Source organism: Janthinobacterium lividum, assembly GCF_011601275.1.
Taxonomy (GTDB): domain Bacteria; phylum Pseudomonadota; class Gammaproteobacteria; order Burkholderiales; family Burkholderiaceae_D; genus Janthinobacterium; species Janthinobacterium lividum_E.
Genome location: NZ_JAAOLY010000001.1, coordinates 101,339 through 116,319, shown reverse-complemented (window position 1 = coordinate 116,319; position 14,981 = coordinate 101,339). Strand labels below are relative to the sequence as shown.

Here is a 14,981-nt window from a genome sequence, read left to right as displayed (position 1 = left end):
TTGTAATTATAGACATGAATATTGTAAATGAGAAATTATCTAAAGCTGCATCAGAACCCCAAGGCGGCGCCCGCACCCAGCAGGGTGGCCACGCCCAGCACGGCAAAGACCAGCGCCGCGATGCCATGCACGAGGCGCAGCGACACGCGGTTGGCGATCCTGTCGCCCAGGTAGACGGCCGGCACGTTGGCCAGCATCATGCCGAAGGTGGTGCCCAGCACGACGGAAACGATATCGTGATAACGCGCCGCCAGCGCCACGGTCGCCACCTGCGTCTTGTCGCCCATTTCCGCCATGAAGAAAGCGATCAGGGTGGTCAGGAAGACGCCGTACTTGGCCAGCTTCGTCTCGTCTTCATCGAGCTTGTCGGGGATAAGCGTCCAGGCGGCCATGGCCAGGAACGACACGCCCAGTACCCAGCGCAGCACGTCGGGCCCCAGCATGCTGGTGATCCAGGCGCCGACGGCGGCGGCGAACGCGTGATTGGCGATGGTGGCGACGAAAATGGCCAGCACGATGGGTAGCGGCTTGCGGAATTTGGCGGCCAGCAGAAAGGCCAGGAGTTGGGTTTTGTCGCCGATTTCAGCGAGACCGACGATGCCGGTGGAGATGAGGAATGCTTCCATGAGATTGCAAGAGGTACGCGGGCCGGACGAATTAACCAATGATCCACGGGCGACTCCGGCCCATGCGGCCGCCCTGGATCAATGGTCTCGTCAAGTTTTGCAACCACCTGCACCATGGCCTGCGGGCCAATCATGTTGATACAGGTTCCCGCGGTAGGACCGCGGGACGACTACTCCCCAATGTTCGAGGCGCATCATACGCCAATGCCCGCCCCGGCGCCAGTAGCGCCGGGGCGCGGCACTGCCTGGTGTGTGGGACTTCGACAACAATGACCGGTTTGCAAACAGACTCGACTTAGAATGCAGTTCTGTCCACGACTACCAGATGGAATGCGCCATGCCGGTCCTTGTCCGCTTGCTTGCCTTGTGTTTGACCTTGTTTGCTCCCTTGTCCGGCCTGTGCGCCGCCGCGCCCTTCGACGACAAGTTCCGCCAGCTGGAAGAGCTGCTGCCCACGCCGAACAGCTACCGTACGGCCTCCGGCGCACCGGGCCACGCCTACTGGCAGCAGCGCGCCGATTACGTGATCCGCGCCACGCTCGATGAGGAACGGCGGGCCGTCACGGCCAGCGAGCAGATCACCTATCACAACCGCTCGCCCGACAGCCTCGCGTATCTGTGGCTGCAGCTGGACCAGAACGGCTTGCGCCAGGACGCCGACCAGCGCCGCGTATTGAGTGCCCCATCGCGCCAGGCCTGGCTCAGTGGTAGCGAAGATGAAGCGCTGAAATTCGAGGACTTGCGCGCCATCCATGCGGGCCGCGAATTTGACGGCGGCTTCAAGCTCACCGCCGTGAAAGCGGCCAACGGCAAGCCGCTGCCGTATGTTGTCAACCAGACCATGCTGCGCATCGATTTGCCGGTAGCGCTGGCGCCCGGCCAGAGCATCGCGTTCAACATCGACTGGTCGTATCGGATCAATGACCAGAAGGTGCTCGTCGAGCGCTCCGGCTACGAGTATTTTGAAGAGGACAAGAACACGATCTTCCAGATCGCACAGTGGTTCCCGCGCATGGCCGCGTATTACGACGCCGTCGGCTGGCAGCACAAGCAATTCCTCGGCTCCGGCGAATTCACGCTGGAGTTTGGCGACTACGAGCTGTATCTGACGGTGCCGTCCGATCACGTGGTGGCCGCCACGGGCGAACTGCAAAATCCTGCGGCTGTCCTGAGCGCGGCGCAGCGCGAGCGCCTGGCGAAGGCAAAAAACAGCACTACGCCGCTGCTGGTGATCACGCCGCAGGAAGCGCTGGCGGCGGAAAAAGGCAGGGCGGCGGGCATGAAAACCTGGCACTTCAAGGCGGCCAATGTGCGCGACGTGGCGTGGGCCTCGAGCCGCAAGTTCATCTGGGACGCGCAGGGCCTGGACAGCGGCGGCAAGCGCGTGATGGCCATGTCGTATTATCCGAACGAGGGCAATCCGCTGTGGCAGCAGTACAGCACGCGCGCCGTCGTGCACGCGATCGAGCAGTACAACAAATACAGTTTCGACTATCCGTATCCGAATGCGGTCTCCGTCAATGGCGCCGTGGGCGGCATGGAGTATCCGATGATTGCGTTCAATGGCGGGCGCCCCGTGAAGGACAAGAAGACGGGAGAGCGCACGTATTCGAAGACGACCAAATATGACCTGATTGGCGTGATCATCCACGAAGTGGGTCACAATTATTTTCCCATGATCGTCAACTCGGACGAGCGCCAGTGGACGTGGATGGACGAAGGTTTGAATTCCTTTCTGCAGTACCTGGCCGAGCAGGCGTGGGAAGCGCATTTCCCGTCCTGGAATGGCGAGCCGCGCAAGATCGTCGACTACATGCGCAGCCAGAACCAGGTGCCCATCATGACCAATTCCGAGTCCTTGCTGCAGTTTACGGCGAACGCCTACGACAAGCCGGCCACGGCCCTCAACATCCTGCGCGAAACCATCCTCGGGCGTGAACTGTTCGACTTCGCCTTCAAGCAGTACGCGCTGCGCTGGAAGTTCAAGCGCCCGACGCCGGCCGATTTTTTCCGCACCATGGAAGATGCGTCCGGCACGGACCTGGACTGGTTCTGGCGCGGCTGGTTCTATACCACCGACGCGGTCGACATCAGCATCGACGGCATCAGCGAATATGGCGTGAGCACGAAGAATCCGGAAGTCGAGAAAGCGTGGAAGAAGGCGCAGAAAGACTCGCAGCCCATCTCGATCTCGGACCAGCGCAACAAGGCGCTGCCAAAGAAGGTCGACATCGATCCCGCACTGAAGGATTTCTACAACCAGCATGATGAATTCACGGTCACCAACAAGGACCGCAACAGCTATGCGGAAGAGCAGGAAACGCTGGAGCCGTGGGAGAGAAAGCTGCTGGAACAGCGCAACATGGGGAAGCATCTGTACCTGGTCGATTTTTCGAATCTCGGCGGCCTGGTGATGCCTTTGATCCTGGAAATCGAACTGAAAAGCGGCAAGAAAATCATCGAGCGCGTACCGGCCGAAGTGTGGCGCTATGCGCCGCACAAGATCAGCAAGGTGATCGTCACGGATGAACCGATGGTGAGCCTGGTGCAGGACCCGTACTGGGAAACGGCCGACATCGACACGAGCAACAACGCCTGGCCGAGAAGAATCACGCCATCGCGCCTGGAGCTGTTCAAGCAGGACCGCGACAAGAACAACCTGATGAAGGATTTTAATACGCCGCTGAAGGCGCCCGAGGCAAAGCCGGAAGCCAAGGCCGAGACGAAATAGGGAAACAGCGCCGGCCAGTCCGGCGCTTTTTTCTGCCGGCCCGCGCCGGAAGTGCTATTCTGCGCGACGCCCCGGCGCACACGGACCGGGGCTTTCGCAAATCATTCAAAAGACGACCATGCAAACTTTGACCTTCCTGCGCGCGCTGGGCTGTGCGCTACTTTGCCAGGTAACCCTGGCCGCGCACGCCGACCCTCTCAGCTACGCGCGCTACGACCAGGTGCGCACGCGCGACCTGCAGCTGGACCTGAAAGCGGACTTCAAGCAAAAGACCCTGTCCGGCTATGCCGAGCTGTCCTTGAACTGGATCGATCCGGCGGCGCGCACCCTGGTGCTCGACACGCGCGACTTGTCGATCGCGAAAGTGCAGGTACAGGACAAGCGCGGCGCCTGGCAGATGGCGCCGTACCAGCTGGACAAGGCCGACCCGGAAAAGGGCCAGGCGCTGCGCATCACCACCACGGGCCAGCCGGGCAAGGTGCGCGTCTACTATCACACGGCGCCGAACGCCATCGCGCTGCAGTGGCTCACGCCGCAGCAAACCATGTCGGGCAAGCTGCCTTTCATGTTCAGCCAGTCGCAAAGCATCAACGCCCGCTCGTGGGTGCCATCGCAGGATACGCCGGCCGTGCGTTTTACGTATAGCGCGCGCATCGATGCGCCAGCGGGCATGCGCGTCGTGATGAGCGCCGAGAATGACGAAAAGGCGACGGGCAAGGGCGGCTGGAAATTCAGGATGCCGCAGCCGATTCCATCGTACCTGCTGGCCATTGCCATCGGCGAGCTGGAAGTACGCAAACTCGGTCCCCGTTCCGCCGTGTATGCGGAACCGCCGCGCATCAAGGCAGCCGAATACGAGCTGGCCGACACGGAAAAGATGATCCAGGCAGCCGAAGCGCTGTACGGCCCGTATGGCTGGGGTCGCTACGACATGATCGTGCTGCCGCCATCGTTCCCCTACGGCGGCATGGAAAACCCGCGCCTGACCTTCCTCACGCCGACCATGATCGCTGGCGACCGCAGCCTGGTCGACCTGATCGCGCATGAACTGGCCCACTCGTGGTCGGGCAACCTGGTCACCAACGCGTCGTGGAAGCACATGTGGCTCAATGAAGGCTTCACCACCTACGTCACGACGCGCATCGTCGAGCAGCTGTATGGCAGCGACGTGGCGCAGATGGGCGTGCAGGTCGACCAGGAAGAACTGGCCGCCTCGATCCGCGAACTGCCGGCCGCGAAAACGGCGCTGATCACGCGCGACGCGGATGCCAATCCGGCCGAAACGTACACGGACGACGGCATCATCTATCCGAAAGGCGCCTGGTTCCTGGCCACGATGGAACGCCGCGCCGGCCGCGCCGTGTTCGATCCCTTCCTGCGCGGCTGGTTCGACCAGCACGCGTTCCAGAGCGTGACGACGGAGCAGTTCGTCGCCTACCTGCGCAAGAACCTGCTGGCGCAGCATCCGGACGTGATGCCCGAAGCGGAACTCGATGAATGGCTGTATGGCACGGGCGTGCCGGCCAGCGCGCAGCGCGTCGTCTCGCCGCGCCTGGCGCTGCTCGACCAGCACCGCGACGCCTGGTTGAAAGGCACATTGCCGACGAAAGACCTGGGCATGGACAAGTGGATCGCCATCGAGTCGATGCACTTCCTGAACGACATCAACAACAAGGCCAGCGCGGCGCAATTGCGTGAGCTGGACCAGGCCTACGGCGTGGGCAGGAGCGGCAACAATGAAGTCGCCTACCGCTTCTACCTGGCCGCCGTGAACGCCGGCTATGACGTGCGCCAGCCGCTGCAGGCATTTCTCATGAGCGTGGGCCGCCAGAAGTTCGTCGTGCCCCTGTACAGCGCCCTGATGAAAACGCCGCAAGGCCATGCCTGGGCCAAGGACGTGTATGCGAAGGCGCGCGAACGCTACCACCCGGTGACGCAGGAAAGCGTCGATAAATTGATGGCCGCGCAAGCGCATTGAACTTCCTTTGGACATCCTCACCATGCATACCATGAACCGCCTCGCCGCCGCCATCGTGCTGGCGTTTTCCGGCATCGCCGTACCGGCGCTGGCCTTTGACGCCGCCCCCGTTGTCGCCGCTGCACCGGTGCCCGCGCCGGCCTTCGACCTTGAGCGCGACGTCGCCACCGCCCTGAAAGTGTTCGACGTGCCCGGCATGGCGATCGCCATCGTCAAGGACGGTAAAGTCATCACCGCCAGGGGTTTCGGCGTGCGCAAGCTGGGCGAGCCGGCCGCCGTCGACGCGAAGACCGTGTTCGAAGTGGCATCGAACTCGAAAGGCTTCACGGCCGCCGCGCTGGCCATGCTGGTCGACGAGGGCAAGCTGGCCTGGGACGATCCCGTCACCAAGCATTTGCCCGGCTTCCAGATGCACGATTCCTACGTGACGGGCGCCATGACCATCCGCGATTTGCTGACGCACCGCAGCGGCCTGGGCCTGGGCGCGGGCGATTTGCTGTGGTGGCCGACGACGACCTTCAGCACCGACGAGATCATCGAGAAGCTGCGCTACATCCGTCCGGCCACGAGTTTTCGCAACAGCTATGCCTACGATAACCTGCTGTACATCGTGGCCGGCAAGATCATCGCCGACAAGGCAGGGAAAAGCTGGGGCGAGGCCATGCAAGAACGCATCCTGGCGCCGCTGGGCATGACGGGCACCACCACCAGTCTGGCGGAGAACGCGGGCAATCCCGACGTCGCCAATGCGCACAGCAAGATCGACGGCAAGATCGCCGCCGTCAAATCGATGCCCGTGCCGAACGCCGTGGGCGCCGTCGGCATCAACACGAATGCGGAAGATATCGCCAAGTGGATGATGGTGCTGCTCGACGGCGGCAAGATCGCCGGCGCGAAGGACAAGGATGGCAAGGACGCGCGCCTGTTCAGCGAAAAGCAGGGCCGCGAAATGTGGACGGCGCAAACGCCGATCAAGATCCCCGAGCCGAAACCGGCATTGGCCGCGACGAAACCGAACTTCAGCGCGTATGGCCTGGGCTTCCAGCTGCGCGACTACAAGGGCATGAAGGTGGCCATGCACGGCGGTGCGCTGCAGGGATTTTATTCGCGCGTGGTGATGGTGCCGGAAGCAAAGCTGGGCGTGGCCATCCTTACCAATGCGGAAAATGGCGGTTCGATGACGGCGCTGCAATGGCGCATCCTCGACCATTACCTGCAGGCGGCGCCATCGGACTGGCTGGCGCTGGTGGCCAAGGTGGAACAGGACCAGCATGCGGAAGAAGTGAAAAAGCAGGGCAAGGCGTCGAGCGCGCGGGCGGCCAGATCGCAGCCATCGTTGCCGCTGGCATCGTACGACGGCGAGTATGAGGATGCCTGGTACGGCAAGGTCGTGATCAAGCCCGAGGGGAAAAAGCATATCCTCAGCTTCACGCGCACGCCGGACCTGACGGGCGAGCTGGAACACTGGCAGCACGACACCTTCATCGTGCGCTGGAAAGAGCGCAACTTCAACGCGGACGCCTACGTGACGTTCTCGCTCAATCCCGATGGCAGCATCGACCGGGTAAAGATGGCACCTGTGTCGGCCGAGACGGATTTCAGCTACGACTTCCAGGACCTGAGCCTGGTGCCGGTGAAACCGAAGGAAGCGAAGAAATAAAGGGTCGATACCAAAACCGCAGCCTGTGCTGCGGTTTTTTTTCGCCCGTTGCCATGCAAATGCGCGGCAGGAGGGCGGCGCGCCGGTTTTTATTCCATGAAATGGGGTGAAAAAGAAACGTTATCTTGTTTCCCTGTTTGCTTATTTACTAATTTCACAAGGTGCTACTATTTCCGTGCGCCATGAAATTCGCCTGTCGACAGGCGCTTGCTGGCGGCTGACGTCTTTGTCTTCCAGTGGTTTTTAGAACGACTCAACTTTGGGGAATGGGATAAAAATGATCAATGTGAAAAAAGCCGTATTTGTCTTTTGCGCCGCCGTCGGTTTTGCCGGCGCCATCAGTTCTTCCGCGTTTGCCTTGCCAACGCGTGAAACTTGCGAGGAAGCCTACACGGCCTGCGTGACGGACGGCGATGCCAACGCCTGCACCCTGGTCAAGCGCCTGTGCGGCGTCTACGGCATCCACCTGTAAGGCGGCACTCGAATCCGGGATCGGGCGGCGCGCCGGAGTGGCACGCCGCCGTTTGCTTTTTATGGCTTGACGAACTTCAAGGTCATGCGGTCGCTCTCGCCGATGGCCGTGTACTTGGCCCGGTCCACATCCTTGTTGGCGTAGGTGGGCGGCAGCGCCCAGACGCCCCCCTGGTGGTCCGCCGTGTCTTTCGGATTGGCGTTGATCTCCGATTTGGCCGCCAGTTTGAAACCCGCTCCTTCGGCCAGCTTGATCACGTACGCTTCGTGCATGTAGCCGCTGCTGGCCGTGGCATCCTGCGCCTTGCTCGCCGGCAGGCGGTGCTCGACGACGCCGAACACGCCGCCCGGTTTCAGGCTGTCATACACTTCCTTGAACAGGGTCTGCATGCCTGCTTCGCCGATCGGTATCCAGTTGTGGATATTGCGGAAGGTGAGCACCATGTCGGCCGTGCCCTTGGGCGCGATGCGGTAGGTGGTGGGTGGCGCGAAGGCACCGATGTCCACCTTGCCGAAGGCGGCTGGATTGGCGTCGAGTTTTTGCTGGAAGCGCGCCGCGCCACGGCGCGCGCCTTCGTTGGCGGATTGCGGGTCGTTGCCGGCCGCGATCAGCTTGCCGTTGTCGCGCAGGTAGGGTGCCAGGATCTCCGTGTACCAGCCGCCGCCGGGCGCCAGTTCCACCACCGTCATGTTTGGCTTGATGCCGAAGAACGTCAGCGTTTCATACGGGTGGCGTGCGCCGTCGCGCAGCGCGTTGGCCGGCGTGCGCGCGCTGCCGGCGATGGCCGCCTTCAGGGCCGCGTCGCCCGTATCGGCGGCCAGTGCCGCGCCGCTGCCGCCACAGGCCAGCATGACCGTCAGGGCCGCGGCCAGGGATACTCGCTTCATCATCATTTGCTCCATGCGTGATTGGATCGGTTGGTCAATTGGTGGCGATCGCCATCAACGCCGATCATCGGCCAAGCACGCTGGTCGGTCAAGCGGATTCCGTACCCCATGCGGCGGCATACGCGGGCATGTCGCAGGTGTTGAGCGCATCGGCGATGGCCGCGCCACGGCCGTGCGTGAACGGCAGTTCGCCCGTCCAGACGGCATGCGCCATGTCGTCCGCATCGTCGAGCGGACCGCCCTTGCGCTGCTTGACGGCGTATTCGTCGAGCGCGATGCGCAGCACGGTGGTGGCCGCGTATTCCTTGGCGTTGCCTCCGCGCACCTGCGCCAGGCGTCCCGGCGCCAGCTTTTCCATCAGCGCGTCCATGGCCGCATGCTGCTGGCCGATGTCGCTCACTTTTTCAAACTGCCCGTACACCATCGCCGAACGGTAGTTCATCGTGTGGTTGAAGGCGGAGCGCGCCAGTACCAGGCCGTCGAGATGGGTGACCGTCACGCACACGTCGTTATCTTGCAAGACCTTGAGCATGCGGCTGCCGTTCGAACCATGGATGTACAGGTGGCCATCGATGCGCCAGCAGGCGGTCGGGATGCAATGGCTGCCCTTGTCGTCGTGGAAGGCAATATGGCACAGGTAGGCGGCATCAAGGATGGCGTGCAAGGTGGCTTGCTCGTAGCTGGCCAGTTCGGCGACGCGGCGCACGCGGGTACGGGGGCTGGGAGGCAGGGTGGTAGCGGTCATGGCGGAAATCCCGTTGGTTGAAGAAGCAGGCCGCACTATAATCGGCATCTGGCTCTGAAAAAAGATCCAGAAGTGAGAAATAATATAGAGCCACGATGGAGGGGAGCGCATGGATTTCGCTTTGCTGCTGAACGCATTCGAGCGCACGCACCGCGAGCGGGGCTGGCCGCGCCAGCGCCTGTTGCATGAATGCCTACGCGCGGCGATCCGCAGCGGCCAGCTGGCGCCCGGCACGCGCCTGGCCGCCACGCGCGTGCTGGCGGCCGAACTGGGGCTGGCGCGCAATACCGTGCTGTACGCCTACGAGCAATTGGCCAGCGAAGGGTTTGTCTTGCCGGACCGGCGCGGCACCGTCGTCGCCGGCAGCGTTGGCGTGCCGACCGCACCGCCAGTGGGCGCAGGCCAGGATGGCTTGTCGCGCCGCGCCCGGTATTTGCGTGGCGTGTCGGGACAGGATGCCAGCGCGGCGGTGGTGTTTCCCGCCGACGCCATGGGCGCGTTCGCGCCTGGCGTGCCGGCGCTTGACGAATTTCCTCTGGCGCAGTGGCGCCGCATGCTGGACCGCGCGTGGCGCGCGCTGACGCCGCGCCAGCTCAATTACGGCGACCCTGCCGGCGAGCCGCAGCTGCGCATGGCCATTGCCGACCATCTGCGCGCAGCGCGCGGCGTCGTTTGCGATGCGAGCCAGGTGTTCATCACGGACGGCACGCAGAGCAGTCTCGATGTCTGCCTGCGCGCCTTTGCCGACCAGGGCGATACCTTGTGGATCGAGCATCCCGGCTATGGCGGCGCGCTGGCGGCGGGCCGTGGCGCCGGCTTGCAGGTGACGGGCATCGCCGTCGACATGGATGGCATCGCGCCGACGGATGACGACTGGCGCGCTACGCCGCCTCGGCTGATCTACACGACGCCGTCGCACCAGTATCCGACGGGCAGCGTGCTTAGTCCCGCGCGCCGCATGGCGCTGCTCGAACGCGCGCGCACGGCCGGCGCCCTGATCATTGAAGACGATTACGACAGCGAGTTTCGCCATGGCGGCCCGCCGCTGGCGGCCATGCAGGGTCTGGTGGCGGACGCGCCCATCGTGTACCTGGGCACCTTCAGCAAGACCATGTTCCCCGCCTTGCGCCTGGCCTTTATCGTCGTGCCGGCCGCGCTGGCCGGGGCCTTCGCGCAGATGCAGGCGCAGGGCGCCGCGCGTGGCCGCGTGGCCGAACAGCTGGCGCTGGCCGAGTTCCTGCGCAGCGGCCTGTTTGCGCGCCATGTGCGCCGCATGCGCCGCCTGTACCGCCAGCGGCGCGATGCCTTGAGCGAGGCGCTGCAGCGCCATGCGTGTGGCGGCGCGGCCATCCATGGCGGCACGGCCGGCATGCACCTTGCGCTGCGCTTTCACGATACGGCATGGGATGACCTGGCGCTGAGCCGCCGCGCCGCACAGGACGGCATCGTGGCGCTGGCGTTGTCCGCGCATGGCACGGGAGAAGGGCCGGGCTGGAACGGTTTCCTGCTCGGTTATGCGCAGGTGCCGGCCGAGAATATGGATGGCCTGGCGCGCCGCCTGGGTGCAGTGCTGCCAGCGTGAGATTGCGACTTTACTGTTGGTCCAGCATCCACTGCTTCAAGCCGTTGACCCAGTTCTTGGCGGGCAGGTTGAACTGCTTCTTGATGGTGGCGGCGCGTTCGTATAAATCGCTGAAGTCGAGCGATGGCGATTTTTTGAAGGCCAGCACGACGATGTTTTCATCTTCCATTTCCGGCACCCAGACGACGGCGTCGAAGACCAGTTCCATCGCCTGCAAATTCTTGTCGTAGTTGGGGAAGTCGCCGAAGACATTCGTGCACATGATGCCGTCGTCCGTCAGGCAGTCGAAGCAGGCCTGGTAGAACTCGGGCGTGTCGAGCACGGGGCCGCGCGCGTCCTCATCGTACAGGTCCACTTGCAGCGCGTCGACGGTGCCGTGGTTGGCCGGGTCGAGCACGAAGTCGAGCGCATTCATTTCGCGCACGTCAAGGCGTGCGTCGTTTGGCGGCAGCGCGAACTGGGCGCCGCAGATGGCGATCACGTTCGGATTGAGTTCGATGGCCGTGACCGTGGCGTCGGGGAAGCGGCGGTAGCTGAACTTGGTCAGCGCGGCGCTGCCCAGGCCCAGCTGCACGATGCGTCTGGGCTGCGTCTTGAACAGCATCCACATCATCATCATCTGCACGTATTCGAGTTCGATGGCGTCGGGTTTGTCGAGGCGCATGGCGCCTTGCACCCACTTGGTGCCCAGGTGCAGGTAGCGGATGCCGCGGTGTTCGGTGGTGGTGGCGGGCGGGTGGCCCGGGTGGCTGAAAGCGGTGTGGCTGGTGGAGGTAAAGTCGGTCGTCATGGCGTCAGTTTAGCAGCCGCCAAAAAAAAGACGCCGGGGCGTCTTTTGGGCGGAGCGTTCAAGATTGCTTGCGGCGTCGCGCCAGGAAGCCAAGTATGCCCAGGCCAGCGAGCAGCATGCCATAGGTTTCCGGTTCAGGAACGGGAGCCAGATTCAGGTTGAAGACGCCGCCATAGCTGCCGCCCTTGGTGTTGCCCATCACGGTCAGGACCAGCGGGCCATTGAACAGGACGCTCGTCGGTGCCAGTATTTCACCCTGGGCATAGCCAAAGACGGTGGGGCCGCCAAAGCCGGTCAGTCCTATGCCGTTCAGGTCGGCACTGGTGAAGTGGATGGAGGAGCTGTCCGTGCCCGTGACTGACAGGTTGGCCAGGAAGGCTTGCGCGGTGGAACCGAAGGTGGCATTCGGCGTAAACGTGAAGGTATCCGTGAAGTCGCCGAGGGGGCTGGGTACGGCGTTGAAACCGCTGGTCCACAGATTGCCCGTGGTATTGACGAGGTTGACGGTGTAGGCGGTGGCGCTGGCGCTGCCGATGGAGGCGGCGCTGAGTACTGCCGCTGCGATGAGTGATTTTAGTTTCATGTTGATCCCCGCGAAAAAACGATTAATGTTTCAAAAAAACCGTACCGCGCTGATAAATTATCGCCAAGACAATTCGTTGTCAATGAGCTATTTTTATATCATTATGCAAACTTAAATAGCTTATTTCTAACACACGGGCATGGCGCTCATGAAGTTGCAATATTAAAAACTATAATTATTAATATTGCACTGAAAAATAATTGCGGATGGTGTGATTTAAAAATCGTTGTAGAGGAACTAATTTCTTTCCAGCAAAGGCAGAATCAAGGTCACCGCCAGGCCGCCGCCTTCGCGGTTGGCCAGGGTGATGCGTCCGCCATGGGCTTCGGCGATTTCGCGCGCCAGGGCCAGGCCCAGTCCCGTGCCGCTGCGCTTGGTGGAATAAAACGGCACCAGCGCGTTTTCCAGCACGGCGCCGCTCATCCCCGGCCCGCGGTCGCGCACTTCGATGCGCAGCTGGCCATGCGCCTGGCTGACGTGCAGGCCGATATGCTCTTCCCGCGAGCCCGATTCCAGGGCATTCTTGAGCAGATTCAGCAGTGCTTGCTGCATTTGCGCCGCATCGAACAAGGCCGCCTGCGCGGGCGGCGGGCCATCCAGCGTGAAGGCCGCTTGCGAGGCCAGGCTGTCGAGGAAGGGTTGCCATTCGCACGGCGCCAGGCGCGGCGCGGGCAGCTTGGCAAAGCGCGCATAGCCGAGGATGAAGGTTTCCAGGTGACGCGTGCGTTCCTCGATGGTGGCGAGGATCTGCGGCAGGCGCTCCGTCTGGCCGCGGCGCACCAGCTCGGCGCCGGAATGGGCCAGCGAGGCCAGTGGCGCCAGCGAGTTGTTGAGCTCATGGCTGATGACGCGGATGACTTTTTTCCAGGTCTGCACTTCCTGGCGCCGCAGTTCCAGGGTCAGCTGGCGCAACAGCAGCAGTTCGTGCTTGCGCCCGTTCAGGCTGAAGCTGCGCCGCGCCAGGTGATATACCTCTTCCTGTTCCCCTTCGCCGCTGGTAAACAGGCCGTCGTTGCGGCGCGCCAGCGCTTCGGCCAGGGCCGGCGCCGCCTCGCGCACGATGTCGGCCAGATGGTGCCCTTCGAGCCGGCGGCCGTGATGCAGCAGCTGGCGCGCGGCCAGGTTGGCGTAGACGATGGCGCTGCCCTCGGCCACCAGCAGCATGGCCACCGGCGTGTTTTGCACCATGGTGTCGAGCAGCAGTTCGCGCTGCACCAGGTCCAGGCGCTGCTTGCGCAGCACGTCGCCCAGCGCATTGTGGGCCGCCACCAGGTCGGCCAGTTCATCGTTCTGCGGCCAGCGCAGGCTGAAGCCGAAGTCGCCGTCCTGGTAGCTGGCCACCGTGCCGCTCAAGGCGCGAAACAGCGACAGCATCGATTGCAGCTGCGCGCGGATGGTAATGACGGCCACCGGCAGCACGCACAGCAGGGTGCCGGCCAGCACCAGCAGCGGCTGGCCCGGCAAAAAATGCGCGAGCAGCAGGGCGATGACTATGCCCAGCACCAGCAAGGTGACGATCAGCGCCGTCCAGCGCGTGAGCAGGGAGAGGCGCATGGGGCGGTAGGCCATCAGCCGCGCGCGATGCCCAGGCGTTCCATGCGCCGGTACAGGGCCTGGCGCGACAGCCCCAGTTCCTGCGCCGCCTGCGCCACCACGCCGTGCGCACGCGCGAGCGCCGCGGTGACGCTGTCGCGGTCCGGCTCCGTCGCGGCGCCATCCTGCGGCGCGCGCGGCGATGCGACACCGGCCAGCGGCAGGCCCGTTTCCAGTGCGCCGATCACCGGGCCGGCCGTCAGCAGGCTGGCACGCTGCATGACGTTTTTCAGTTCGCGCACATTGCCCGGCCAGCCGTGCGCCAGCAAAGTCGCCTGCGCCTGCGCGTCCAGCGTCTTTTCGCTGCCCAGGAAATGCCGCGCCAGCACCAGTATGTCCAGCGGTCGCTGGGCCAGCGGCGGCAATCGCAATTCGATTACGTTCAGGCGGTAGAACAGGTCTTCGCGAAACGTGCCGGCCTTGATCATCGCCGGCAGGTCGGCGTTGCTGGCGCTGATGACGCGCACTTTCACTTGCCGTTCGCGGTTCGAGCCGAGGCGCTCGAAGCGTCCCGTTTCGAGCACGCGCAGCAGTTTCATTTGTCCGGCCAGCGGCAGGTTGCCGATCTCGTCGAGGAACAGGGTGCCGCCGTCAGCCGCGTCGAACTTGCCGTCGCGTGCGCGCGTGACGCCCGTGTAGGCGCCCGCTTCCGCGCCGAACAGTTCCGCCTCGATCAGCTCCACCGGCACGGCGCCGCAATTGAGCACGACGAAGGGACCGCTGGCGACCTGGGAATTGGCTTGCACGATGGCGGCGATGCGTTCCTTGCCGCTGCCGTTCGGCCCCGAAATGAGCACGGGCACGTCGGCGCGCGCCACCTGGCAGGCCAGGTGCACGACTCTTTCCGTGGCCGGGTCTTGCCACACCATGCCGCGCAAGTCGAAATCGTGTTCCAGGGCGTGGCGCTGGCGCTGTTCGGCCACCACGCGCTGGCGCAGCGCGCGATTGGCCTGTCCCAGCTCCAGCAGGTTCTGCACGCTGGCGATCAGGCGCCGGTCATCCCATGGCTTGGCCAGGTAGTCGGCCGCGCCGGACTTGATCAGATCGACGGCCGCGTCGAGCTGGGTCCATGCCGTCAGCAGGATCACGGGCAGGTCCGGGTAGCGCGCGCGGATCGCGTGGAACAGCGCGCCGCCTTCCTCGCCCGACGTGGTGTCGGCCGTGAAGTTCATGTCTTGCACCACCAGGTCGATGGCGTGGCGCTCCAGCAGGTGCAAGCCCTCCTCGGGCGAGGCGGCGCGCACGGCGTCGATCTCGTGCAGCGAGAAGAGCACGTCGAGCGCGATGGCCACGGCGGCATTGTCGTCAATAATCAGTACGGTAGGCATGCGCGC

At 63.6% G+C, this 14,981-nt stretch carries 12 protein-coding genes and 1 riboswitch; of the genes, 5 read left to right on the top strand and 7 right to left on the bottom strand.

The features are described from left to right. Nucleotides 1-50: 50 nt before the first annotated feature. Nucleotides 51-626, bottom strand: coding sequence for a TMEM165/GDT1 family protein (locus GYK42_RS00575; protein ID WP_058050181.1), 576 nt, complete (start codon nucleotides 624-626; stop codon nucleotides 51-53). Nucleotides 627-647: 21 nt separating this feature from the next. Then, nucleotides 648-817: riboswitch (yybP-ykoY riboswitch) on the bottom strand. Between the two features lie 146 nt (nucleotides 818-963). On the opposite strand from GYK42_RS00575, the gene GYK42_RS00570 reads away from it, so the two are divergent. The 4 genes from GYK42_RS00570 to GYK42_RS00555 all read left to right on the top strand — a co-directional run bounded on the left by GYK42_RS00570 (nucleotide 964) and on the right by GYK42_RS00555 (nucleotide 7,467). Next, entirely contained in the window at nucleotides 964-3,357 is a 2,394-nt protein-coding gene (locus GYK42_RS00570; protein WP_166445938.1) for a M1 family aminopeptidase, read from the top strand. 118 nt (nucleotides 3,358-3,475) lie between these two features. Then, nucleotides 3,476-5,335, top strand: a complete 1,860-nt coding sequence (locus GYK42_RS00565) for a M1 family metallopeptidase (protein WP_166445937.1) — start codon at nucleotides 3,476-3,478, stop codon at nucleotides 5,333-5,335. A 22-nt stretch (nucleotides 5,336-5,357) separates the two neighbouring features. Continuing rightward, nucleotides 5,358-6,995: a serine hydrolase gene (locus tag GYK42_RS00560; protein WP_166445936.1), complete on the top strand. Its 1,638-nt coding sequence runs from the start codon at nucleotides 5,358-5,360 to the stop codon at nucleotides 6,993-6,995. Between the two features lie 277 nt (nucleotides 6,996-7,272). Next, nucleotides 7,273-7,467 (top strand): hypothetical protein, encoded by a 195-nt coding sequence (locus GYK42_RS00555; protein WP_046682096.1) that lies wholly within the window; start codon nucleotides 7,273-7,275, stop codon nucleotides 7,465-7,467. A gap of 59 nt (nucleotides 7,468-7,526) precedes the next feature. Here the strand turns inward: GYK42_RS00555 and GYK42_RS00550 are convergent, their stop codons facing one another. Both GYK42_RS00550 and GYK42_RS00545 read right to left on the bottom strand, forming a co-directional pair. Further along, nucleotides 7,527-8,354 carry a class I SAM-dependent methyltransferase gene (locus GYK42_RS00550; RefSeq protein WP_166445935.1) on the bottom strand — a complete coding sequence of 276 codons (828 nt, stop codon included), beginning with the start codon at nucleotides 8,352-8,354 and terminating at the stop codon, nucleotides 7,527-7,529. Between the two features lie 88 nt (nucleotides 8,355-8,442). Beyond that, the gene (locus tag GYK42_RS00545; protein ID WP_166445934.1) at nucleotides 8,443-9,099 is read right to left on the bottom strand and encodes a pyridoxamine 5'-phosphate oxidase family protein; all 657 of its coding nucleotides are present in this window, start codon (nucleotides 9,097-9,099) and stop codon (nucleotides 8,443-8,445) included. A gap of 109 nt (nucleotides 9,100-9,208) precedes the next feature. Here GYK42_RS00545 and GYK42_RS00540 point away from each other — a divergent pair, with 109 nt between their 5' ends. Further along, the gene (locus GYK42_RS00540) at nucleotides 9,209-10,681 is read left to right on the top strand and encodes a PLP-dependent aminotransferase family protein (RefSeq protein WP_166445933.1); all 1,473 of its coding nucleotides are present in this window, start codon (nucleotides 9,209-9,211) and stop codon (nucleotides 10,679-10,681) included. A gap of 10 nt (nucleotides 10,682-10,691) precedes the next feature. Here the strand turns inward: GYK42_RS00540 and GYK42_RS00535 are convergent, their stop codons facing one another. The 4 genes from GYK42_RS00535 to GYK42_RS00520 all read right to left on the bottom strand — a co-directional run bounded on the left by GYK42_RS00535 (nucleotide 10,692) and on the right by GYK42_RS00520 (nucleotide 14,975). Further along, complete coding sequence (locus GYK42_RS00535) at nucleotides 10,692-11,471, bottom strand: spermidine synthase (RefSeq protein WP_166445932.1); 780 nt, start codon at nucleotides 11,469-11,471, stop codon at nucleotides 10,692-10,694. Nucleotides 11,472-11,529: 58 nt separating this feature from the next. Beyond that, nucleotides 11,530-12,054 carry an FxDxF family PEP-CTERM protein gene (locus tag GYK42_RS00530; protein ID WP_166445931.1) on the bottom strand — a complete coding sequence of 175 codons (525 nt, stop codon included), beginning with the start codon at nucleotides 12,052-12,054 and terminating at the stop codon, nucleotides 11,530-11,532. A 237-nt stretch (nucleotides 12,055-12,291) separates the two neighbouring features. Then, nucleotides 12,292-13,608 carry a sensor histidine kinase gene (locus GYK42_RS00525; protein ID WP_240943353.1) on the bottom strand — a complete coding sequence of 439 codons (1,317 nt, stop codon included), beginning with the start codon at nucleotides 13,606-13,608 and terminating at the stop codon, nucleotides 12,292-12,294. Between the two features lie 14 nt (nucleotides 13,609-13,622). Further along, nucleotides 13,623-14,975: a sigma-54-dependent transcriptional regulator gene (locus GYK42_RS00520; protein ID WP_166445929.1), complete on the bottom strand. Its 1,353-nt coding sequence runs from the start codon at nucleotides 14,973-14,975 to the stop codon at nucleotides 13,623-13,625. Between the last annotated feature and the right edge of the window lie 6 nt (nucleotides 14,976-14,981).